The organism is Selenomonas sp. CM52, assembly GCF_000292955.1.
Classification (GTDB): Bacteria; Bacillota; Negativicutes; order Selenomonadales; family Selenomonadaceae; genus Selenomonas.
Window position 1 is genome coordinate 1 of sequence record NZ_ALNM01000032.1, and the last position, 19,458, is coordinate 19,458.

Here is a 19,458-nt window from a genome sequence, read left to right on the forward strand (position 1 = left end):
GAGCAGGAGGGCGGATGGGAGTTTGTTTGGGATCAAATGGATTCACCTCGAACTTCTTGGGTCGTAGCTTTATTCATCGAAGTCGTCGTCATCATGCAAAAAGCCCGTATCCCAGCCGCCGACATTTATGCGATACTTGTCGATGTAGAAGCAGTCCATCGGATAATCTCGGAAGCCCGGCTTTTTGCTGTACATGATCTGCGCTTGTTCAGCCTTTTCTCTCGTCGAAAAAATGCCAAGCGTCTTGAAGATATCACTGCCGCGGTCATTCTCGTAGTAATGTTGCAACAGATAACAGTATTCCATACTCGTCACTCCTTCGCTTCCAGAATAATTCTGGCATACCGTACTAGGGCTCCAGATTCTTCAGAGAAGAATCCGCTTTTCGGGTTCTCGTCTTTTCCGTGCTTTGCCAAGATTCTCTTGAGAAATTGCCGAGGGCGCTCCCCTTTACGTATCTGTTCCTCACTTGCCCAAAGGGGAATATCGCAGGAGATATTCTGCGGGGTCATTCGGGCGATGAATCCTTCTTGCCAATAACAAGCATCGATTTCATATTCAATCACGTAAAAACAAGAATATGGATAGTCTCGGAAGCCGCCCAGCTTCATGTATCTTGTTGCTTCATCCTGCGCATTTTTGCGACTGCTGTAGATTCCGATTGCTTTTGCTGCTATGTTGTATCTGGCCAAATCATGAACATGCAACAACCTATAGACGACAGTCGGCTTATTTGTTCTTTCCACCGCGATCCCCCCATTTCCTCAATTGGTTGAAATCGCTGCCTGGGCCTTTCTCATAATTTCCTTTTCCGAACAGTTCATCCATGATTCTTTTTGCAAAATCCTTTCCGCTTTCTCCAGGATTTGGTCGTAATCCTTTCGCCCAAGACGGTCGCTCTGTTGATTTTTCCTTTTCAGATTTTCTGGTGAAGAATATATTGTCATCTGGGATATCTTTTGTCCAGTCTTCTCGAAAAATGGATAAAGGATCTGTATAGGTTTCTCGTTTAGAGTCTGGTATGTAGGGATGAAGCATAAACGGGTATCCGGGAGTATCCCAAGGAGTCACTGTCGTTGAATCTAAGATGTAATGCCTAGTATTGTCTGTCGACGATGAAGTGGAATAGGATATTCCAAGTTTTTGCAAAAGGGTTTCCAGTGCCGAATCTGCTCGCTCAAGTATGCAATGTCCGTTTTCCTCTATTTTGGCTAGAGCCTCTTTTGTATCTGTATTTTGAATATACTGTACTCCGCCGGAAAGAACAATAGCATAGCTTATTTTGGGTAATGCTTCCTCTAGAAGTTGAACAATTCCGGGCGACTGTGATGAAACAGCAGCGGCTGCTGCGGCCGCAACAGCCGCATTATTGTTCTTCGTCCCACTCGCCGCCGAAGTCGCGCCAGCACCCGCAGCCTCGCCAGCCGCCTTAGCTGCCGCAGCACCGACAATCGCGCTGACGATCTGTGCGGTGCCGGGATCCTTGATCTTCTTGATCTCGCCGATGACAGCCTCGTTGACTCCTGCGCCAATCGCGCCCGAAGCAAAGCCTGCGCCCGTGATCTGGCTCATGATGCCGCCGATGATGGCGTGGACAGCGACTTTTCTGCCGCTGCCGTCATCCGGGAGGTTATGGGCGAGGCGGAAGGCTTCTTCGCCGAAAGCCTTGGCAAGTTCCTGTTGATCTTCGATCTTTTGCTTGTCAAAGATTCTGCCCAGTTCGTTCAGCGAGTTTGTCGTATCACGGCTGAGAGCAGAGATGTCCTGCGTGGGATTCTCACGAATCTCAATCGTTCCCCGTGCTACGGCAGAACTGGTCGTGCTATTCGCATCGCCCTTGGCAGGCATGGAGAGGCTAGGGGAGAGGCCTATGGTGTTGTAGACCTTGTTCTTCTCCTTCTCCGACATCTTGTCATAGCTGCCGTAGTGGTGGTACTCGGCACCGATGCTCTTTGAGCTGTAGTCGGCACTGTTCTCCAAATCGCTGAAAGAGAACGTCCCCGTGCTGAGACGGTTCTTCTCTTTATTCGCCTCGCTTGCAATGACCGCGCCCTTGAGGTCGGTGTTCTTTTCGACGTAGATGTCGAAGCCACCTTTTCCAGCGAAGATGCCGGACTGGCCTCTAGCGCTTCTATAGTGGGAGTCGATCGTTCCTCTGCTCGCTGAAAGGCCGATCGTGGGCTTGGAGAACTTCCCTAAGTTCATATCCCAAGAGAGATCGAAGCCTGCTGATGTGTTCTTCTCCTCGTAGGTTTCTTTTTCCTGCAAGGTCTCGATGTTGAGATTGCCGCCGATCTTGGCCGTGACCTTGTTGCCTTGCACTGTGCTGCCGAGGATGTTCGTATCCTTGCCGCTTTCGATCTGCAGGGCGTCTTTGGCAGCGATCTCGGTCGGGGTGTAGGTCGAGGCGTTTTCCTTGCTGTTTCCCTGTGCATTGCTCGCGCTTAGGCTGAGGCCTGAGAGGGGTTCTGCCGTCTTGTTTTCTATCGTGATTGAAGCAATGACTTAGTTGGGAAATTTAAAGGTTAGTTGAAAATATAAACCCGTATAATCCTCATCATATGTCAAGAATTCGCCATAAAAATCCGCTTGCCTCGCAATGAGAAAATATCTTCCTCCAGCTTTGCAAGACATGAGAGACATGAGCTTAAAAAGGACATCGCCTGCATGTCCATATTGAAACATAGTATCATTCATTTTAATGGTTATTTTATAAATTTTTTCTTCGATGATAAAATGATACTGCTTAATTTCATTACTTGCAGAGAGAAATGCCTGTAGTTTTTCTGCTACATCACTCGCCACATCATAAGAGACAGTTATTTCATCTAAAAGTTTAAGGTTAGCCATAAGAATCATCGCTCCGATTTTTAGAAATCATTCGTTTGAACGGATTTTGCCGTACAGTTTTTTATTTGGATATTTAAATAGGATATATCAATATGGTTTTTGTAAAATCATATGAAGGTTATTTGAAAATAAAACCCCTCATGCTCTTCAAGGTATGTCACATATTCGCAAAAAATCTTATTTTCTTTCTCACAGATAGAGTATCTTCCTCCTGCAAGATATCCTACAATAGAAATCAGATGTAAGAAGAGTTCTTGTGCCAAATTATATTTTGATTTATCGCACTCTTTCAGTTCAATCGTTATTTTATAAATCCTGTCTTCAATGCACCAGGTATGGTTTTTTATCATAGGGTGGCAAAAGAATAAGTCCCTTAGCTCCAAATCCACGCCGTCCACGATATCGTAAGAAATCGGCGGATTATCAAAAATCATATGTTTGTTCATATTGCATCACTCCTAATTCTTCGGAATATATTTTTCATTGTTTGCACTTGCTGGATGGGAATATACTGTAATAACCCTTGTTCCATCCTCATTGGTAATAACGGTATTTCCTCGTTTGTCTTGGTAACGCCAGCGGATTTCACCGTCCGATTGAATTTCTTTTTTGCGGGTTTTCTTATTGTTCAAGATGATGTCATCAATATTCTTGAGAGTGAACTCTCTTCTATTAGCTTGACCCGTCGCATGGTTTGAAAGCTCAACACCAGATGGGGTCTTGTCGCCACCTTTCAGAGCTGTTGTTGCGCTATTATTCAAGGATTCGATAAATTGCACGGAGTCTTTTCCGAAATTAGAAACAGCATTACTCGTAGTTGCAATTCCGTGAACCATGGCAGCTGCGCCGAAACCAGAGATTGTTAGTGTGACTCCTCCAGTTTCGGGGGCAATCGCACTACCGCCTAAAAGCATGCCAGTCCTGTTGCTCTTCGATTTTTTGCTTGTCAAAGATGCGTCCAAGCTCATTCAGCGAGTTCGCCGTATCGCGGCTCAAGGCAGAGATGTCCTGCGTGGGATTCTCACGAATCTCAATCGTTCTCCGTGCTACAGCAGAACTGGTCGTGTTATTCGCATCACCCTTGGCAGGCATGGAAATGCTGGGGGAGAGGCCTATGGTGTTGTAGACCTTGTTTTTCTCCTGTCGGCTCATCTTGTCATAGCTGCCGTAGTGGTGATACTCGGCGCCTATGCTTTTCGAGCTGTAGTCCGCACCGTTCCCCAAATCGCTGAAAGAGAACGTCCCTGTCGAGAGGCGGTTCTTTCCCGCATCCGCTTCGCTTGCAATGACGGCGCCCTTGAGGTCGGTGTTCTTTTCGACGTAGATGTCGAAGCCGCCTTTTCCAGCGAAGATGCCAGACTGGCCTCTCGCACTGCGGTAGGCGGAGTCGATCGTTCCTCGGCTCGCGGAAAGACCGATCGAGGGCTTGGAGAACTTCCCTAAGTTAATATCCCAAGAAAGATCGAAGCCTGCCGATGTGTTCTTCTCCTCGTAGGTTTCTTTTTCCTGCAAGGTCTCAATGTTGAGATTGCCGCCGATCTTTGCCGTGACTTTGTCGCCCTGCACTGTGCTGCCGAGGATGTTCGTATCCTTGCCGCTTTCAATCTGCAGGGCGTCTTTGGCAGCGATCTCCGTCGGGGTGTAGGTCGAGGCATTTTCCTTGCTGTTTCCCTGTGCTTTGCTTGCACTTAGGCTGAGGCCTGAGAGTCCTTGCGGGCTGAAGGAGACGCCGATGCCGGCGGAGCTTGCTTCGTTCTCGTTCGTCGTGCGATTGCTGTTTTCTCCAGCGAGCAGCTCTATGTTTTGCTTTGCTGCAAGGGCGACGTTCTTTCCTTCGACTTTAGAGTCTTGGATGGTAAGATCGCGCTCTGTTGCGGCGAGGTCTGCTTTTTCCCCTGCAGCGATTTTGCTGCCTGCATATTCCCTTGTGACGCTCTCGGTGCGGCTGTAGGATTTGCTCGTGCCAAGGCTGAGGTTCAAGGAGAAGTCTGCGCTATCTTTCAGCGGGTTTTGTCCCTTGCCGAAGTTTTCATGGATGAGACGGCCGGCCTTCCAAGCGTAGACGGCTTTCAAGCGGTCGTCTTTCACTTCGCCCATGCGCTGCAAAGGTGCGGCGATCTCCTGTCCAAGGCTCAAGTTTTTTATATTGTTCCATCTTTTATAATTAGACGTTTTCCTGGTAGGTTTTCTTCATGTGTTAATACTATCGTCCATCTTAATGTTTTATTTGTGATATAAATATCTTCTGGGAAGAGTTTTAGGTGATTCAATAATAAATTGAAGTCAAGTTCTATCATATCTTTTTTGCCAAATTTCCAGTAATCTTTTATGAAGATTCTATCTTTGGAATTATTATCCCAAAAAACAAGTACTTGTTTCAAAAATTTGCGGTACTTTTCGAGTTGTGTTTCTTCAATATAAGTTTCTGATTTTAAAAAATCCCATAAATATCCTTCATAACACAATCCGTCGGAAAATGTATGGAGTTGCTCGATTCGTTCTTGATAGTATTTTGCATGAGTATACGGATCTACATATTTTTTTATATATAAACGTCGATACCTTGTTGCCTCTTCTTTATCTAATATACGGATGTGTTTTTTAAAATTTTCCAGATTCATTTGCTCGAATAACCTCCAGTATTCTTATCGGTCCCTTTTTCCCATCTTGCGTAATATAATTGATATGTGGAAATTTATGTGGATTAGTTCCTTTCATATGACCGCCCTCTACTCTTAAGATAGTACCTTTAATTTCTTTGGTTAAGCTTTCAGCCTCACTTTGGGAAATAATCTCTCCATTAATCCTTTCTATTGTTCCGCCGCGCTTGACTAATTCAATATTTTCTTTCCAAATCTTGTCGCCACGCCAACCTTTCCCACCAATTCCTCGCTCTATTGGCACTTTGTTTGTCCCACGTGCTTCCACTTTGTTAAATATCTTCAGCAATCTGGGATACTTGCCGAGGTTTATGCCTTTGGCTGCTGCGCCGCCTGGAGCCAAGAAGATGAGGAGCGTTCCTGTTGTCTTTCCCAACTTTGCGGCTTGTTCTTTGGAATCCACATTATTGAAGTCATCCAGATCGGAAAAGAGTTCACTTAGGAGTGCCGGAGGAATTTGTGCCGCTAATGCCGGCTTTTTTGCTATTTCATCTGCATGACCTCGAATTTCCATGAAGAATTTCTATGGACGCATTCCAGCATCGAGGAGTTCTTCACCTGCATCTATGCCGCTTTGCATGAGACCTTCCGCGAAGTAATCCATATGCCCGCGTCGTCTGCCATGGAAGGGGATGGAGAGTTCCTGCGTTGGTTTTAGGTGCAGTTCTTCGCTTAGGGTCTCGTTCGACTCGAAAAAGATCGGCTTCCCGTCCTTTCCGATGCCCAGATATGCATAGTTGCCTTGTAGTCTCCTGAAGTCGTCTGGATCTTGACCCTCCTAGGTGATTTCGCAGTCCCATCCCATGCTAGAGTCGTCCCCGTCATCGACCCAGACAATCATGCCTTTTTGTGGTTGATGGATTTCTACATCAAGGTCTTTTTTTGCATCGTATTGATAGTATCTCCCATTGTGGTAGGTCGCTTCCTTGTCATAGTATCTTTTATGTCCGTGACGATTGTATTTGATGGCATGGAAGCTTCGTTTTTAAGGTCGCTGAAAGAGAACGTCCCTGTCGAGAGGCGGTTCTTTCCCGCATCTGCTTCGCTTGCAATGACCACGCCCTTGAGGTCGGCATTCTTTTCGTTTTGGATGTGCGAAGCCTGCACATGGATCGTATTGCCGTAGATTCTGCCCGTGGCGTTGTTCTTGAGATTCGAGGCGGTGATAGCGGCTCCTTCATCGTCTTTTGATTGTGGATGTTTCCCCGGATGTTTGCCGTGAGGTTTCTTCCCGTATGGAGATTGCCGAAGTTTTCTGCAGCAGCTTCGTTGGAGAGGTTGCCATGGAGCGTGAGGCGCATATCCCGGTTGGCAGAGAGATTGCCGCTAAGCGGCATGGCGCTCGCTTCAATGGAGAGGCCTCTGCCGCTTTGGACAGAGGCGTCTTGGATGTCGAGCGTATTTTTGACGGTGAGGGAGATATCACCGTTGCCTGCAATCTGACCGCTTTTTGTGCGAAGGCTCTCGGCAGAAAGCGACAGATTGTTTCCACTGAGGATATGTGCGCCGTTATTGCTGAGTTCCTTTGCCATGATTGTGAGCGTGCCGACATCGTTCGCTTTGCCTGAGGGCGCGATAGCGGCGGTGAGCGTGCCGGTATTGGCGATGGATGATGTTTGAATCGTCGTATCTGCTCCGCTGACGATCTTGCCGCTGTTTTTCAAGGAGGAAGCCATCAAGACCGTGTTTTCCTTGCTGTAAACAGTGCCGCTGTTTTCTATCTCGTCTGCATGAATACAGGTCGAGCCGTCCGTGTAGAGGTTGCTTGAGGTCTTGAGATTGCCGTTGACATCGAGGGAGGTGGCTTCCGTGCTCGTGATCTGCCCTGCGAGGTTGACGCCGAGGCCTTTTTCTGTGCCGACAAGCTCGATGCGGTTCGCGTACATGCCGCCAATGGCGGCGAGATCGGGGGCGTATGCCGGCGTGTTTTCCGTGCTTTTTATGGGCGTGATCGTTCCGTCTGCATAGCGGATTTCGTTGGCTCTGGTAGCGAATCTGGCGTTTTTTGCCCAGAGTCCGGCATTGATTTCGATGGCGCGGGCATAGATTTCAGCGGAATCTGTGCTTTGGGCATTGAGGCCGTTTCCTGTGATGGAGAGCTTGCCTCCTTCCACACGAATGGCGGCGAGATTGCCCGTCTCGTATACCTTCGCACCGAGATTTACGCCGCCATACAACAGGTGACAGACAGGGATGTGCGTCGCGTGCTGCATCTTCGCTACATGGGGTATCGCTCGTGGTCGGCGATAGCAGAAGAGATGAAGCTGAGCCTGCGGCAAATCTATCGGCTACACGGAGAAGGATTGAAAAATTTTCGATTCGGGCATAGAATGTCACTAAATGGCAGTCGATGTCCTCTTGATGTCACTGGGTTGATTTTGATATGATAGAATCAGTAAGAATAGGAAGAAGCCATCGAGGGAGAAATCCCGTCGGTGGCTTTTTTGATGAAGGGGAAGCGATGCCGAGGAAACCGAAACGCCCATGTCGCTACGGTGGCTGTCCCAATTTGACGGGCAGCAAGAGCGGCTACTGCGAGAAGCATGAGAAACCGATGCAGAGGTACTACGAACGTTTTGCTCGCGGCTACAGACAGCACGAGCGGTACGGCAGTGTGTGGCGAAAGATTCGTGACAGGCATCTGGCACGAGAACCGTTATGCGAGATGTGCAAAGAGCACGGACGCTTTGTGGTGGCGACGCTCGTGCATCACATCAAGCCGCTTGGCGATGGCGGCACGCATGACGAGAGCAATCTCATGTCGCTCTGCATTAGCTGTCACGAGAAAATTCACCAAAGAAAAAAGCCGTCCTAAATGAACAGCTTATTCATCGAATATATCTGCATGAGTTCCAGTTTCGACAAGGGTCAAGGTTAGGATGTCATTTTCAACGAGGTACACCAACAACCAATCAGGTTGAACATGACACTCGCGAAACCCCGCCCAATTTCCGTGGAGTTCGTGGTCACGGTATTTGGCATCCAGCTTGTGTCCCTGCCGCAATTTATCGATAACATCATCTAATAGTTTGAGTTTCAAGCCGCGTTTTTTTGCACGCTTGTAACTTTTCTTATAGGCGCTGGTGAATTTGATGCGATAAGTCATTCTTCCAAGGCCCTCTTTAGCTCATCCATATTGTCGTAGCTGGGGACGTTCGGGTCGCGGGAGATTTTTCTTGCTTCGTCCATAGCGGCCAAAGTGCTTTGCTTATAATGGGGCATTTCGACAGAAAAAGGGATGCCTCCACGAAGAACGCACTGATGCAGAAACATGTTAACGGCACCGGACATATCCAAGCCCAACCCGGAAAACAAAATCCCGGCCTGTTCCTTTATATCTCGGTCAATTCTTATTTGAGTAGGGACAGTTGACATGGTGATCACACTCCTTTCTTTTAGAAATAGTATAGCTTGTTTGGTTTACGATGTAAAGCGAAATTCTTACTCATGACTGGGGAGGAGCAGTCAAATCTCCAAAAGCGCGCCATTGCTGGACCAGCGATGGGTCACGCGCAAAAAAAGAACGGTTCATGGAATTCCCTATGACGGAATTGGACGGAGCAGACCTTGCAGATGCCGCAGAGCTTTTCGGTGCAGATATGCCGAATCCGAGTGAGTATCTGTCTGCTCGGCAAAGGAACGGCAAGCCCCTCGGCGCGGACGAGATTTTCCGCGAAACATGGCTGTGGCTCAAGGAGCGCGGCTGTGAGCGTCTGGTGAATCCGCGACTCCTCGAAAGTTACGCGCAGGCCTTCGCCCGCTTCATCCAATGCGAGAAAGCTGTGAATCAATACGGGCTCATTGGCAAGCATACGACGCGACAGGCGGTGCGATTGCAAGCCCCTTCGTTCAGATGGGGCAGGCATTCCAGAAGCAGTCTAACCTGCTTTGGTACGAGATTTTCGATATCGTGAAGCAGAACTGCACGACGACGTTCAGCGGCTCGTCGCAAGAAGACCGAATGGAGCAACTGCTCCGATCGAGGAAGTAAAAGAAGCACCAATCCATAGATAGTGCTTCTTGTTTTGCGCTACGGTTAATCGAGATCTTGGCTCAGGTCAAGTACTCCTGCACAATACCAGAACCGTCCATTTAAAAATCTATTATCGTTTTTTTAGGTAGTTTCGGTAGAATTTCTTCCGGTATTGGGGGAAACAGCACTCAAGAACCTTATGATTCTTTTATCTGTTCGTGGCGGCGACGCTCGTGCATCACATCAAGCCGCTCGGCGATGGCGGCACGCATGACGAGAGCAATCTCATGTCGCCCTGCATCAGCTGTCACGAGAAAATTCATCGGAGAAGCCGAGAAAGATAAAAGCCGACTCAAAAAGAATCGGCTAGAAGAGATCAGAGTGTGAACCTGTGCGGGAAGCGGTTAGGATAAGCTGTCCCTTGTCGATAGCATAGACGAGCAGCCAATCGGGAGCGACATGGCATTCACGAAACCCGATGTAATCACCGACAAGCGCGTGATCGCGATGCTTTTCAGACAAGGGTTCTTCTGCGCAGAGTGTTTGCAGGACATCGTCCAGCTTTTTCATATTCGCCCCGCGTTTTCGCAGACGTTTCAAGTCCTTGCGAAATTGCGTGGTAGTTACGAGTTCAAGCATCGCCGTCCTCCTCACCTAAGTCTTTTAAAAGTGCACTTAGGGAACGATAGCGTTTTGCCTCGATTTTCCCGTCCATAATGGCGCGCGCTTCATCGATGGCTAGTAGCGTCTCTTTATTGTAGCGCGGCAGCTTCGGCTGGAAGGGAAAGCCGCCCTCCATTATGGATGCGTGCAGAAAGATGTTGATGGCATCGGTGATGGATATGCCGAAGCTGGAAAAGACATCCTCTGCTTGGGCTTTTACCGTAGGCTCGATGCGCATGTTGATGGTGGCAGTTTTGGTCATGATACGATTCCTCCTTTCATTTATTGTAATGCGAAAGTGAAGCAGATGCAAGCTGTGTTTTGGCATCCCCCGGGGGCGGTAAAATCTCCAAAAGTGCGCTATTGCCGGACTGACGATGGGTCACGCGCAAAAAAAGAACGGTTCATGGAATTCCCCATGACGGAATTGGACGGAGCAGACTTTGCAGATGCCGTAGAGCTTTTCGGTGCAGATATGCCGAATCCGAGTGAGTACCTGTCTGCGCGGCAGTCTGCGCGAATTCGACTTCATCAATCCCGTCATCATTGACAAGAACTGTGGCATCCTCGCAGGTCACGGGCGCGTTGCCGCTGCCAAGGCGGAGGGCATGAAGAGCGTGCCAGAAGCGCATGGTGTATTTGCCGACGAACAGCTTCTATCAAGTTCTCTCATCAGAGGCCTATTCAAAGCACGGATTCAACATCCACGGCGTTGTGTTCGACGAACTTCACACGCAGCCGAACCGCAAGCTCTTAACCGCAAGCTCTTTGACGTTATGACGAAAGGCTCGGGCGATGCGCGAATGCAGCCGCTCTACTTCCTCATCACGACGGCGGGGACAAATCGCCGGGATCATCGAGAGCAAGGCCGCCGAGTACGGATTCACGATGCAGGAAAACACGATGGGCTGGGCAAACGCGAGCGACCGCGACACCTGCATCCGCATCGAGATTCGCAAAGAAACGGATTACGAGAAGACGGATTGGGAAGCCCGCAAGGTTTTCCGAGACATCAAAGCCAACGCCAGCATTTGCCAGATGGGTGGAAACCCCACGCCGGAGGAACTTTTGAAAGCCGCCGACGAGATTGCGCGGGGCGCGAAATTCACCGCCGAAATCAACAGCATGGAGCTTTCCTGCATCGAAACCTTCTAAGCCGAAAAAAAGGAGCGCCGCTCGGAAAGGCGGTGCTCCTGCTCATTACATAATTTGTTCTTGGATATTCTATTGTTCTATTCAATTCCAATATTTGCTCAACATGATATGGTTCATTCGACTGCCGAAGGAAAGATACTCTTCACCGCCGATGGAATAGCATCCGCCGCTTGAATAACGGTCATCATAATCGATTTTCGGGATGCTTTTCAGATGATAAGCCTGTGCAAATTCATACGGAGTGTTTTCGCAGTTTAGTCCTGAGCGGTCAAGCGAAGCAGAACTCCCCTTCATAAGGATGATGCGGTCAACCGTATTCGCGTCGAATGTGACTGCGATGCCTAGGCTACGATAATACCAGCCATAGGTATTCACATAAGGAGATAGATTCCTTGTTTCTGCAGGAGCGCCGAGTACTTGTGCCACATCAGCTGAGGTCATACCCAAGTGAATGCCTGCAATCGATTCGTTGAACGACGGTTTTGTCATGTGGTGTAGCATTTGGCTGTCATTTAGCTTGATGCTGTCTTGATCTGTGCCACGAATATCCCATGTAAGATAAAGATTTCGTGTACCCGTACTCTCAAGGATTTCAAAGCGCCCAGCACCATTCGAGCTGCTGCCTGCAAAGTCGTATGCAGCGAGAACACGACAATCGTTGATAAAGCCATTTTGAATCCAAAGAATTCGGTTGCCAGCGGTATCGTACCAGTCTCCCGCCATTAAGTTCAGCACTTTCGTTATGTATTTTTGCTCCATTTTTGAAGCGACTGCTGTCTGCGGAGCAAAGAGACTGACGAGCAGGGGGATAACGAGAAGCATCATATAGAAAAAGCGTTGATGTGCGGTCATGAGATATCTCCTTTCCACTCCTATTCATCATGACGGGATTATATGACAATCATTGAATATATGTCATTATAGCACAATAGCGAGGAAATCAGGGAGATGATTTCGTTAAACCGTAGAAAATCCTTTTTATAAAGGAAGGAGGATTCCATGAATCTATTCAGCAAATTCTTTCGTTCGCGAGATAAGCCTACGAATCATCTTGGCGGCTTGTCCTTTTTGTTCGGGCAGACGGCGGCGGGCAAGGCGGTCAACGAACGGACGGCGATGCAGGCGACGACGGTCTACGCTTGTGTGCGTATTCTCGCCGAATCCATCGCTTGTCTATCGCTTGCCGTCTACCGCCGTTTGGAAGCTAGTAAGGAATGTTGTGGTTAAGGAGAATGGTGCGGTAGTCGTTGTTTTCAAGGGTGGGATTGAGATTGCGCTTGAGCTTGAGCTTGAGGGATAATTTCTCCATTTATTTATATACACTTGGAGAAATGTGCAAAAAAATGTACATCATCTGTGCTATACTTTCTGTGTAAGCAAGATGAAGGGGAGGTATAGTGATGTACGGTGCGAATAAGAAAATGCTGAACCTACTGATTCTGAAGGTACTGCAGGAGCACTCGGATGCAGAGCATCGGCTGATGCAGGGCGAGATTATACGTTTGCTGCAGTTACAGTACGGGATTACCTGTGATCGTCGCTCGGTGCGCAGCAACATCCAATCCCTGCAGGACATGGGCTACGACATCGCAACGCATGGCGGATGTTGGCTTGTGGAACGGGACTTCGATAATGCCGAGCTGCGCATGCTGATTGACAGCGTGCTGTTTTCGCGAACTCTATCGACGGCGCAGGCAAGGCGACTCGTTGAAAAGTTGCGATCATTCGGCAATCGCTACTTTCATGCGAAAGTAGCACACATTTCTAATCTTCCTGAGCTTTCGCGCGCCGACAACAAGCAGGTAATGATCGCCCTCGACGTACTCAACGATGCCATCGAGGAGAAACGCAAGGTGCGGTTCACCTACAACACCTATGGGACGGACTTCAAACTCCATCCGAAACGGAGTGATCCCTATACCGTGAATCCCTACCAGCTTGCCGCGCACAACGGATGGTACTATCTCATTGGGAATCACGATGCCCACGACAACGTTTCGCACTATCGTGTTGATCGCATCACGGCGATTGAGATGCTGCCCGATGCGGCAAAGCCGAAGAGTGCTGTGCGAGAGTTCGCCCGTGGATTCAGTCTCCCACGCCACATGGCAGAGCATATCTATATGTTCGGCGGCGAGAGCGTCACCGTGAAGCTGCGGACAAACAGCTCCATGATGGATGCACTCGTGGACTGGTTTGGCAAAGACTTCCGCATCATGAAGGAAGAAAACGATCAGATGATTGTCACGCTCTCATGCAATGAGACGGCGATGAAGTACTGGGCACTGCAGTATGGTCTGTATGTTGAGATTCTAGAACCGCAGAGCCTGCGCATGGCAATAAAGGAAGCGGTGCAGCAGATGTCGAGCGTATATGAGGAGGACGTATGAATCTTTGGAGCAACATCTACACCTACGGACTGCCCCCGGAGGAAACGGAATGGGTACGCAGGACATTCGTGACAGACTTTGGCTATCATCTGTATGAAGCAGAGGAATTCAGCGACCTGCTCGCATTTCCTGCGATTGGCCTTTTTGTGCAGCCACACGCAATGGACGCAGATGAGCGTGAGATTTTGCTAAACTTTTATCACGAAGCCTATGCGGAGGATAAGAGTCTCGTGATCGTATTCATGGATGAGGTGGAGATTCCTCATGTGCTTGCAGATGCGCCGCTTTTTATCTATGATGAGCATCCTGAACAGACTGCGCAGGTGCACGAGGCACTTGCATTCTGTGCAGGAGTGCGGAATCGTGAGCGGAGTGAGGCTCAGGCGACAATGGCAGATTTTAATGAGGAGGAATGAAGGATATGGAGCTCATGAAGCGTTACGAAGTTTTCAAGTCAAAAGTCGTGCGGCGCAGAGAGGAGTTTCGTAGATTGATGAAGTATATTGAGCAGGAGACGGCATATCTGACGGCACCTGCCTCGACGCGCTACCATCTCTGTCGGGAGCGAGGCCTGCTTGAACACAGCGTGAATGTCGCAGAACATCTGCTGCGGATCCAAGGCAGCTCTCGCCCCTGAGATCAGCGACGAGAGCTGTGTCATTGTCGCACTCCTCCACGATCTCGGCAAGGCAGGAATGCCCGGTGTACCCCAGTATCTGCGCAGTGAACCGTCATCTGGTGAGCGAGCATCGTGCAGCCCGTATCGGTTCAACCGCGACCTCCTCTATCTGAGTGTTCCGATTCGCGGACTTTATCTCGTGGCGAGCAGATTCCCACTGACAGAGGAGGAGGTACAGGCGATCGTCTACCATGACGGGCAATATGTCGAGGACAATCGGAGCGTTGCAGCGCGGGAGGAAAAGCTGACGCTCCTTCTGCAGTATGCGGATAACTGGAGTGGATTCATTGTAGAGAGGGAGTGTGCATGATGGCGCGCGGTGTAAGTAAGACAAAGGTATATGAGGCGATTAAGCAGAGGTGGCTGAATCTCAATCCGGGGAAAGCGGATCGGTTCTGCGAGGGATCCCCGTATTACCTTAAGGAACTTAACGACAATCTTGTCGAACCCATGTATGACCGCGTGCAGCGTTCCTACCAAGCGGGTGCGGGACGCGAACTTGACAAGGATATGCAAGCCCTTCACTCCTCTGCGGCAATGACGTACAATCTGTTTGGTAATCGTCCTGCGTATCTGTACGACGGCGAAACATACCGCGCATATACGGTCACGTACGAGAAGCAGCTGACTGCACTCAATCCAACTGCGAAAGCCCATCTCGATGCCTGCCTCTCCCGCAGAGACGAATTGCTGCTCTTTGAGATGAAGATGACAGAGTGGCTGTCGAATTCGCATGATCCGCTACCGGCATCATATTTCAGCAGTGAGAAGAAATATCCCGATTGGGACTTGTTCGTTGGACTAAAGATGACGCGAGATCTATTTCATACAGATGCGGGGGAAAAGGGCTATGCTCCACGGGCAAAACATCTGGATACGGCACAGCTCTTTAAGCATGTCTATGCGATCTATAATGCCCTGTTTTACACGGGGGAGCTTCCTCTTACAGAGAAGGTCAAACTCTGTCTCTGTGTATGGACCATCAGCAATCCTTCGTTCTTTGACGATCCTGCGCAGTATGATCTCTATGTGACGGCGGAGCAGGAATTGCACGAGGAGTTCGAGGCGTTTCGTTCGCGTCTGAGCGACTTGATCGGGATGATGGAGGATCGCGGTGTTCGGTTCGATGTGGAACTGTTGACCGTGGGGGAGCTGATTTCTCGCATGCATAAAAGTGATCAACTGAAACGCTATCTTTGCTGATACTTTTATGGGAAGAAAGGAGCGGCTGAAATGAGAGCACTTGGATCGGAAATGTTTCACGATTTGAAGGATTCAAATGGATGTTTACACGGACTGCTGAATCTTGTGCTTCAGGACACAACGCTGGAGCTCGAAATGCGGGGGACACGTTCTGCCAGTATTTACTACCGTGGAGGCAGGCTGCTGTGCATTGAGTGGGACGGAACGCAGTATGTGCTGCATTTTGACACGAACTATTGCAGTAATGGACAAAATTTCTCGGAACACCCGTCCATTGCGGAGGCGATTGAAAAGGCACCGTACTATAAACAGGCGATGGATCGTTGGTTTGCACAGCACCCGAAGTACGAGCGTGAGGTTCAGCAAATTGTTGAGCGCGATAACAACCGCCACGGGAAGATTTCTCATGCGACGGACTACTATATCGTCGACACAGAGTTTGTCTACAAGGATGCGCGTTTTGACATGATTGCCGTGCACTGGCCGTCAATCGGTGCTGTGCGCAAAAACCTCCATGCGCCGAAGCTGGCTTTCATTGAGCTGAAGTATGGTGACGGGGCATTGTCCGGTACGGCAGGTCTTATGAATCACTTAAGGGACTTTGAACATTTTCGACAGACAGCTGATCTCTTCGCCATCTGTGACGACTACGCCAAGGTCTTTCGTCAAAAATGCGCGCTCGGGCTGATTCCTGACATGAAGAACTTGCCGCACGATATTACCATCCAGAGCAAAGACATCGCGCTAATCTTTCTGCTGGCGAATCATGACCCCGGGAAGAATGGTCTCCATACCATTGTGACAGGATTGCAGCCGACAAACTATCCCTTTCCTGTGAAATTCGCAGCAGCCTCGATGATGGGATTTGGGCTATATGATGAGATGATGTACTCGGTAGACGAGTTTCAAACCTATCTTTCGCGCATATCGCTGCGGCGGAGGTGAGTTAAAGCAGGAGTACACTCGTATATTTTTTGTTATGTATGAGGGTGAAGAGAGAGGAGCTGTAGAATATGAAGAGTGATATAGAGCAGTTGTATCGAGAGGCTCGAGTGAGGGCATGGATGAATGATGGATTTGAGATGCGCCGTGCCGCCTTCGTGGATACACAGCGTCGCGTGTTGGAAGATGCACGCCTGAGTCCATATTCTTGTGCTGTCACCGAGACGATACTCAACTCGGTGAGTGATGATTATGAAGAGGATGATATGAATATGCCAACTGCGCTCTTTTGTGAGGAAGCGGCATATAGACGTGAAATGGGTATGGAGTTGCTGGGGAGTTCCGGAGGGTGTCATGGTATACGTAGAGAAGAGTCGCGAATTTATGTGCAGAGGAAGGGCCTGGTAGACACCGCGCGGAAGCTCTCCCTTGAGCATCCGGACAAGCTGGTTGTGGCAGTGAACCCTGGCTCGGCAACAAGCCCCGGCGGTTATGTTCACGTTGGTGCCGATGGCACGGAAGAAAATTTCTGCATTTGTTCCAATCTCTATTCGACACTTGTGGGCGAGGATATATGGAAAGCTTTTTACAAAAAGAATCTTGCGGACGAGGATAATGAGGCAACGAATGCCTGCATCTATTCAAAAAATATCACAATCTTTAAGGAGGGGAGCGAGGGCGTCCCTCAGCTTCTCCCCGAAAACGAGTGGGGACATGTCAACGTCATCACGTGTGCACCGCCGGATATGTCGTGCGGCTACATAGGTTCTCGGGCGAAAAGAGCGCTTACACATAGGCAGGAAAATTCGTATGACATGACTGGTAGCATGGTAAGAACAGCGCTGTTCTCTCTGCACTTTCTGCGCGGCAGAGGGATTTGTGAGCGTGCTCACTGCAACTTTGATGATAAGGGAAGAGAGAAGATACTTGTTCTTCCTGCCTTTGGCTGTGATTATCGGGAGAATCCGCCGGATATCGTTGCTGAGGCATATGCAGCGCTCATGAAGACCTATGCGCAGGCTTTTGAAGCTGTTGTGTTTGCAGTAGGTGAGCATTGCGATGTTTTCCGCGATGTGTTTCAAAAGCAGGGACTCACATTGCAGGAGTGTGCGGATGAAGATGCAGCATCCGAGGAGTCGGAGAAACTGCCGGAGCTGAATCTGTGGGCAGAGGATAATACGGCAGAGGAAAGGCTGGACAGCGATGCTCGAGTGACATTTGTATTAAATGAAGAGGCCTATAGCTATGATTTCAATGATAAATTTAATGATTTGACCTGTGACATCCGGATGACACCGTGGAATCCAGATGCACTGACCGAGATGAATTTCGGATATGCCATAGGAAACTTCTTTGATGGGACATCTTTTATTGCAGAGGAAATTTGTCTAGGTGAAATAGGTGAAAGGCGCGGGTTCTTACTGTTCTATATGCGCCCGATTACAATCTATGAAGACTGGAGACAGCGTGGCTGTGTATTTGATGATGACCCTGATCGGTTTGCCGTAGATAGGTATAAAAAAGTGAGGGAGGAGGTATACAGTAAACAGGATACGCTTTCCGTATATTTAGTTCCACCAGAAGAAATCCTTGCGGCGCGAGCATTTGCTGCAAGCATGAAGTCGGGAGAAATTTCCGCAGATATGCGGAAATTTGAGTGCTACGTAAAATACCTTGCTGGATGGGATATACTGGTATCGACGACGAATCGCTATCAGGGAGCACTTCAGTACCTGACCGATCGGTGGGGAGAGGAGGTTGTCTGTGTGATGATCTCCCTGAAGGATGCATATACCTACATGAGTCTTAAGAGTTTTCAGCAAGATACCGAAGAGATTGATTGGACTGCACGTATACATTCTCCTGATGCAGAATGAAAAATAACAGAGATTCCATTCGCTCTACCTAGCGGGTGGAGTCTCTGATTCTTTTGTAAAGAATCATTAGCCATCGTCCCCTATCCTGTGCTATAGTTTTCTTAGATTTGAAACGTGGGAGGGAAGACCGTTGTTTGCAAAGACCTATGGTGCGACGACCCTCGGGATAGATGGACGGATTATCGACGTTGAGGTGGATGTGTCGCCGGGGCTGCTGGGGTCTGAACTGGTGGGACTTCCCGATACGTCGGTGAAGGAGTCGAAGGAGCGGGTGACAGTCCATCTCGCTTAACCGTATTGCTCGGTCGAAGTGCAGAATACAGAAGTGGGATTTTAGTATTCGCCGCAATTTTCCATCAGCAAGCAGGATTAAATCTCATCAATGGAGAAAAATAGTAAACAAAAGAAACACCATTCCAATCAAAAAGAGGTGCAGCTTTGTGTTTGCTAAATCGTATGGTGCGGTGACTTTCGGGGTCGATGGGAGGATCATCGATGTCGAGGTTGATGTTTCTTATGGATTTCCTGCGTTCGACATTGTCGGGCTTCTTGATACGGCGGTGAAGGAGTCACGTGAGCGTGTGCGCACGGCGATCAAGAATACGGGTGTGAAGCTCAAGCCTGCGCGAGTGACGATCAATCTTGCGCCTGCGGACATACGAAAGGACAGCTCGGGGCTGGATTTGCCGATTGCCGTCGGGCTTTTGGCGGCGTATGGGCTGATTCCAGCAGAGCGCATGGAGCGTGCCTTGTTTGCAGCGGAGCTTTCTTTGGAAGGAGAATTGTGGAGTGTGCGCGGTGTGCTGCCGATGACGGTCGGGGCGAAGGAGCATGGCTTCAAGGAAATCTTCGTTGCGCCGGGCAATGGCAGTGAGGCATTGCTCGTCGACGGCATCCGCGTGTATGCACCGAAAAACTTGCGTGAGCTGTACGATTTTCTCTTGGGCAAGGCGGAATTGCTTCCGTTGGAGGTGAATCCCAGTGCACCAAGCGATATGGAAGTGCCTTCGGATGACTTTGCCGATGTGCAGGGGCAGTTCTTCGCCAAGCGTGCGCTTGAGATCGC

Annotated in this window: 25 protein-coding genes and 6 pseudogenes; 16 read left to right on the forward strand and 15 right to left on the reverse strand. The window is 49.2% G+C overall.

Annotated elements, in window-relative coordinates; translation table 11 throughout:
- Positions 1-69 precede the first annotated feature (69 nt).
- From HMPREF1153_RS08485 to HMPREF1153_RS08530, 10 genes are all read right to left on the reverse strand, one after another.
- Positions 70-306, reverse strand: coding sequence for a DUF7336 domain-containing protein (locus tag HMPREF1153_RS08485; protein WP_009646537.1), 237 nt, complete (start codon positions 304-306; stop codon positions 70-72).
- A gap of 5 nt (positions 307-311) precedes the next feature.
- Positions 312-746, reverse strand: coding sequence for a DUF7336 domain-containing protein (locus HMPREF1153_RS08490; protein WP_037370388.1), 435 nt, complete (start codon positions 744-746; stop codon positions 312-314).
- A complete protein-coding gene (locus HMPREF1153_RS13085) occupies positions 730-2,502 on the reverse strand; it encodes a hemagglutinin repeat-containing protein (protein WP_369791803.1) in 1,773 nt (590 codons plus the stop codon). The genes HMPREF1153_RS08490 and HMPREF1153_RS13085 overlap by 17 nt, the downstream gene beginning before the upstream one ends.
- A 3-nt stretch (positions 2,503-2,505) precedes the next feature.
- Positions 2,506-2,850, reverse strand: coding sequence for a hypothetical protein (locus HMPREF1153_RS08500; protein WP_009646559.1), 345 nt, complete (start codon positions 2,848-2,850; stop codon positions 2,506-2,508).
- A 107-nt stretch (positions 2,851-2,957) separates the two neighbouring features.
- Positions 2,958-3,296, reverse strand: a complete 339-nt coding sequence (locus HMPREF1153_RS08505; RefSeq protein WP_009646551.1) for a hypothetical protein — start codon at positions 3,294-3,296, stop codon at positions 2,958-2,960.
- Positions 3,297-3,308: 12 nt separating this feature from the next.
- On the reverse strand, positions 3,309-3,764 hold the full coding sequence (locus HMPREF1153_RS13090) for a hypothetical protein (protein ID WP_232208256.1): 456 nt from the start codon (positions 3,762-3,764) through the stop codon (positions 3,309-3,311).
- Positions 3,748-4,986, reverse strand: coding sequence for a hemagglutinin repeat-containing protein (locus HMPREF1153_RS08515; RefSeq protein WP_009646535.1), 1,239 nt, complete (start codon positions 4,984-4,986; stop codon positions 3,748-3,750). The genes HMPREF1153_RS13090 and HMPREF1153_RS08515 overlap by 17 nt, the downstream gene beginning before the upstream one ends.
- 5 nt (positions 4,987-4,991) lie before the next feature.
- A complete protein-coding gene (locus tag HMPREF1153_RS08520; RefSeq protein WP_009646546.1) occupies positions 4,992-5,471 on the reverse strand; it encodes a hypothetical protein in 480 nt (159 codons plus the stop codon).
- Positions 5,452-6,024: a hypothetical protein gene (locus tag HMPREF1153_RS08525; protein WP_037370394.1), complete on the reverse strand. Its 573-nt coding sequence runs from the start codon at positions 6,022-6,024 to the stop codon at positions 5,452-5,454. The genes HMPREF1153_RS08520 and HMPREF1153_RS08525 overlap by 20 nt, the downstream gene beginning before the upstream one ends.
- 427 nt (positions 6,025-6,451) lie before the next feature.
- Complete coding sequence (locus tag HMPREF1153_RS08530; protein WP_009646538.1) at positions 6,452-7,723, reverse strand: two-partner secretion domain-containing protein; 1,272 nt, start codon at positions 7,721-7,723, stop codon at positions 6,452-6,454.
- 248 nt (positions 7,724-7,971) lie between these two features.
- Between HMPREF1153_RS08530 and HMPREF1153_RS08535 the strand changes: the two genes are divergently transcribed.
- Entirely contained in the window at positions 7,972-8,325 is a 354-nt protein-coding gene (locus HMPREF1153_RS08535; RefSeq protein ID WP_037370397.1) for an HNH endonuclease, read from the forward strand.
- 9 nt (positions 8,326-8,334) lie between these two features.
- Here HMPREF1153_RS08535 and HMPREF1153_RS08540 read toward each other — a convergent pair whose 3' ends face one another.
- On the reverse strand, positions 8,335-8,616 hold the full coding sequence (locus HMPREF1153_RS08540) for a type II toxin-antitoxin system YafQ family toxin (RefSeq protein ID WP_037370399.1): 282 nt from the start codon (positions 8,614-8,616) through the stop codon (positions 8,335-8,337).
- Complete coding sequence (locus HMPREF1153_RS08545) at positions 8,613-8,885, reverse strand: type II toxin-antitoxin system RelB/DinJ family antitoxin (protein ID WP_037370401.1); 273 nt, start codon at positions 8,883-8,885, stop codon at positions 8,613-8,615. The genes HMPREF1153_RS08540 and HMPREF1153_RS08545 overlap by 4 nt, the downstream gene beginning before the upstream one ends.
- 62 nt (positions 8,886-8,947) lie before the next feature.
- Here HMPREF1153_RS08545 and HMPREF1153_RS08550 point away from each other — a divergent pair.
- Positions 8,948-9,501, forward strand: a pseudogene (locus tag HMPREF1153_RS08550) (P27 family phage terminase small subunit).
- 197 nt (positions 9,502-9,698) lie between these two features.
- Positions 9,699-9,827: pseudogene (locus HMPREF1153_RS12380) on the forward strand (HNH endonuclease); the annotation flags it as partial.
- 22 nt (positions 9,828-9,849) lie between these two features.
- On the opposite strand, the gene HMPREF1153_RS08555 reads toward HMPREF1153_RS12380, so the two are convergent.
- Both HMPREF1153_RS08555 and HMPREF1153_RS08560 read right to left on the reverse strand, forming a co-directional pair.
- Positions 9,850-10,122 (reverse strand): type II toxin-antitoxin system YafQ family toxin, encoded by a 273-nt coding sequence (locus tag HMPREF1153_RS08555; protein ID WP_009646554.1) that lies wholly within the window; start codon positions 10,120-10,122, stop codon positions 9,850-9,852.
- Positions 10,115-10,408, reverse strand: coding sequence for a type II toxin-antitoxin system RelB/DinJ family antitoxin (locus tag HMPREF1153_RS08560; RefSeq protein ID WP_009646550.1), 294 nt, complete (start codon positions 10,406-10,408; stop codon positions 10,115-10,117). The genes HMPREF1153_RS08555 and HMPREF1153_RS08560 overlap by 8 nt, the downstream gene beginning before the upstream one ends.
- Before the next feature lie 238 nt (positions 10,409-10,646).
- Between HMPREF1153_RS08560 and HMPREF1153_RS13240 the strand changes: the two are divergent.
- The 3 genes and pseudogenes from HMPREF1153_RS13240 to HMPREF1153_RS08565 form a co-directional block, all read left to right on the forward strand.
- Positions 10,647-10,769: pseudogene (locus HMPREF1153_RS13240) on the forward strand (ParB N-terminal domain-containing protein); the annotation flags it as partial.
- Positions 10,762-10,991, forward strand: a pseudogene (locus HMPREF1153_RS12385) (hypothetical protein); the annotation flags it as partial. The pseudogenes HMPREF1153_RS13240 and HMPREF1153_RS12385, both read left to right, overlap by 8 nt.
- Positions 10,942-11,301 (forward strand): hypothetical protein, encoded by a 360-nt coding sequence (locus HMPREF1153_RS08565; RefSeq protein ID WP_050992518.1) that lies wholly within the window; start codon positions 10,942-10,944, stop codon positions 11,299-11,301. The pseudogene HMPREF1153_RS12385 and the gene HMPREF1153_RS08565, both read left to right, overlap by 50 nt.
- A gap of 81 nt (positions 11,302-11,382) precedes the next feature.
- Here the strand turns inward: HMPREF1153_RS08565 and HMPREF1153_RS08570 are convergent, their stop codons facing one another.
- Positions 11,383-12,153 (reverse strand): hypothetical protein, encoded by a 771-nt coding sequence (locus HMPREF1153_RS08570; protein ID WP_009646548.1) that lies wholly within the window; start codon positions 12,151-12,153, stop codon positions 11,383-11,385.
- Between the two features lie 147 nt (positions 12,154-12,300).
- Here HMPREF1153_RS08570 and HMPREF1153_RS08575 point away from each other — a divergent pair.
- The 10 genes and pseudogenes from HMPREF1153_RS08575 to HMPREF1153_RS08615 all read left to right on the forward strand — a co-directional run.
- Positions 12,301-12,516, forward strand: a pseudogene (locus HMPREF1153_RS08575) (phage portal protein); the annotation flags it as partial.
- Positions 12,517-12,701: 185 nt separating this feature from the next.
- Positions 12,702-13,691, forward strand: a complete 990-nt coding sequence (locus tag HMPREF1153_RS08580) for a helix-turn-helix transcriptional regulator (RefSeq protein WP_009646555.1) — start codon at positions 12,702-12,704, stop codon at positions 13,689-13,691.
- Positions 13,688-14,107 carry a hypothetical protein gene (locus tag HMPREF1153_RS08585; RefSeq protein WP_009646545.1) on the forward strand — a complete coding sequence of 140 codons (420 nt, stop codon included), beginning with the start codon at positions 13,688-13,690 and terminating at the stop codon, positions 14,105-14,107. Before HMPREF1153_RS08580 ends, HMPREF1153_RS08585 begins: the two co-directional genes overlap by 4 nt.
- Before the next feature lie 5 nt (positions 14,108-14,112).
- The gene (locus HMPREF1153_RS13095; protein WP_009646556.1) at positions 14,113-14,328 is read left to right on the forward strand and encodes a hypothetical protein; all 216 of its coding nucleotides are present in this window, start codon (positions 14,113-14,115) and stop codon (positions 14,326-14,328) included.
- Complete coding sequence (locus HMPREF1153_RS08590) at positions 14,282-14,680, forward strand: hypothetical protein (protein ID WP_009646539.1); 399 nt, start codon at positions 14,282-14,284, stop codon at positions 14,678-14,680. The genes HMPREF1153_RS13095 and HMPREF1153_RS08590 overlap by 47 nt, the downstream gene beginning before the upstream one ends.
- Positions 14,677-15,573, forward strand: a complete 897-nt coding sequence (locus tag HMPREF1153_RS08595) for a hypothetical protein (protein ID WP_009646536.1) — start codon at positions 14,677-14,679, stop codon at positions 15,571-15,573. Before HMPREF1153_RS08590 ends, HMPREF1153_RS08595 begins: the two co-directional genes overlap by 4 nt.
- A gap of 30 nt (positions 15,574-15,603) precedes the next feature.
- Complete coding sequence (locus tag HMPREF1153_RS08600; RefSeq protein ID WP_009646549.1) at positions 15,604-16,518, forward strand: hypothetical protein; 915 nt, start codon at positions 15,604-15,606, stop codon at positions 16,516-16,518.
- 68 nt (positions 16,519-16,586) lie between these two features.
- Positions 16,587-18,392 carry a poly(ADP-ribose) glycohydrolase domain-containing protein gene (locus HMPREF1153_RS08605; RefSeq protein ID WP_009646553.1) on the forward strand — a complete coding sequence of 602 codons (1,806 nt, stop codon included), beginning with the start codon at positions 16,587-16,589 and terminating at the stop codon, positions 18,390-18,392.
- Between the two features lie 130 nt (positions 18,393-18,522).
- Positions 18,523-18,666, forward strand: a pseudogene (locus HMPREF1153_RS08610) (magnesium chelatase domain-containing protein); the annotation flags it as partial.
- A gap of 166 nt (positions 18,667-18,832) precedes the next feature.
- On the forward strand, positions 18,833-19,458 hold a 626-nt coding region (locus HMPREF1153_RS08615; RefSeq protein ID WP_009646544.1), incomplete at its 3' end, for a magnesium chelatase domain-containing protein.

Coding starts and splice junctions, on each gene's coding strand:
- HMPREF1153_RS08485 (WP_009646537.1), bottom strand. CDS start 306: ATGGAATACTGTTATCTGTTGCAACATTACTACGAGAATGACCGCGGC.
- HMPREF1153_RS08500 (WP_009646559.1), bottom strand. CDS start 2,850: ATGGCTAACCTTAAACTTTTAGATGAAATAACTGTCTCTTATGATGTG.
- HMPREF1153_RS08505 (WP_009646551.1), bottom strand. CDS start 3,296: ATGAACAAACATATGATTTTTGATAATCCGCCGATTTCTTACGATATC.
- HMPREF1153_RS13090 (WP_232208256.1), bottom strand. CDS start 3,764: ATGCTTTTAGGCGGTAGTGCGATTGCCCCCGAAACTGGAGGAGTCACA.
- HMPREF1153_RS08520 (WP_009646546.1), bottom strand. CDS start 5,471: ATGAATCTGGAAAATTTTAAAAAACACATCCGTATATTAGATAAAGAA.
- HMPREF1153_RS08525 (WP_037370394.1), bottom strand. CDS start 6,024: ATGGAAATTCGAGGTCATGCAGATGAAATAGCAAAAAAGCCGGCATTA.
- HMPREF1153_RS08530 (WP_009646538.1), bottom strand. CDS start 7,723: ATGCAGCACGCGACGCACATCCCTGTCTGTCACCTGTTGTATGGCGGC.
- HMPREF1153_RS08535 (WP_037370397.1), top strand. CDS start 7,972: ATGCCGAGGAAACCGAAACGCCCATGTCGCTACGGTGGCTGTCCCAAT.
- HMPREF1153_RS08540 (WP_037370399.1), bottom strand. CDS start 8,616: ATGACTTATCGCATCAAATTCACCAGCGCCTATAAGAAAAGTTACAAG.
- HMPREF1153_RS08545 (WP_037370401.1), bottom strand. CDS start 8,885: ATGTCAACTGTCCCTACTCAAATAAGAATTGACCGAGATATAAAGGAA.
- HMPREF1153_RS08555 (WP_009646554.1), bottom strand. CDS start 10,122: ATGCTTGAACTCGTAACTACCACGCAATTTCGCAAGGACTTGAAACGT.
- HMPREF1153_RS08560 (WP_009646550.1), bottom strand. CDS start 10,408: ATGACCAAAACTGCCACCATCAACATGCGCATCGAGCCTACGGTAAAA.
- HMPREF1153_RS08565 (WP_050992518.1), top strand. CDS start 10,942: ATGCGCGAATGCAGCCGCTCTACTTCCTCATCACGACGGCGGGGACAA.
- HMPREF1153_RS08570 (WP_009646548.1), bottom strand. CDS start 12,153: ATGACCGCACATCAACGCTTTTTCTATATGATGCTTCTCGTTATCCCC.
- HMPREF1153_RS08580 (WP_009646555.1), top strand. CDS start 12,702: ATGTACGGTGCGAATAAGAAAATGCTGAACCTACTGATTCTGAAGGTA.
- HMPREF1153_RS08585 (WP_009646545.1), top strand. CDS start 13,688: ATGAATCTTTGGAGCAACATCTACACCTACGGACTGCCCCCGGAGGAA.
- HMPREF1153_RS13095 (WP_009646556.1), top strand. CDS start 14,113: ATGGAGCTCATGAAGCGTTACGAAGTTTTCAAGTCAAAAGTCGTGCGG.
- HMPREF1153_RS08590 (WP_009646539.1), top strand. CDS start 14,282: ATGTCGCAGAACATCTGCTGCGGATCCAAGGCAGCTCTCGCCCCTGAG.
- HMPREF1153_RS08595 (WP_009646536.1), top strand. CDS start 14,677: ATGATGGCGCGCGGTGTAAGTAAGACAAAGGTATATGAGGCGATTAAG.
- HMPREF1153_RS08600 (WP_009646549.1), top strand. CDS start 15,604: ATGAGAGCACTTGGATCGGAAATGTTTCACGATTTGAAGGATTCAAAT.
- HMPREF1153_RS08605 (WP_009646553.1), top strand. CDS start 16,587: ATGAAGAGTGATATAGAGCAGTTGTATCGAGAGGCTCGAGTGAGGGCA.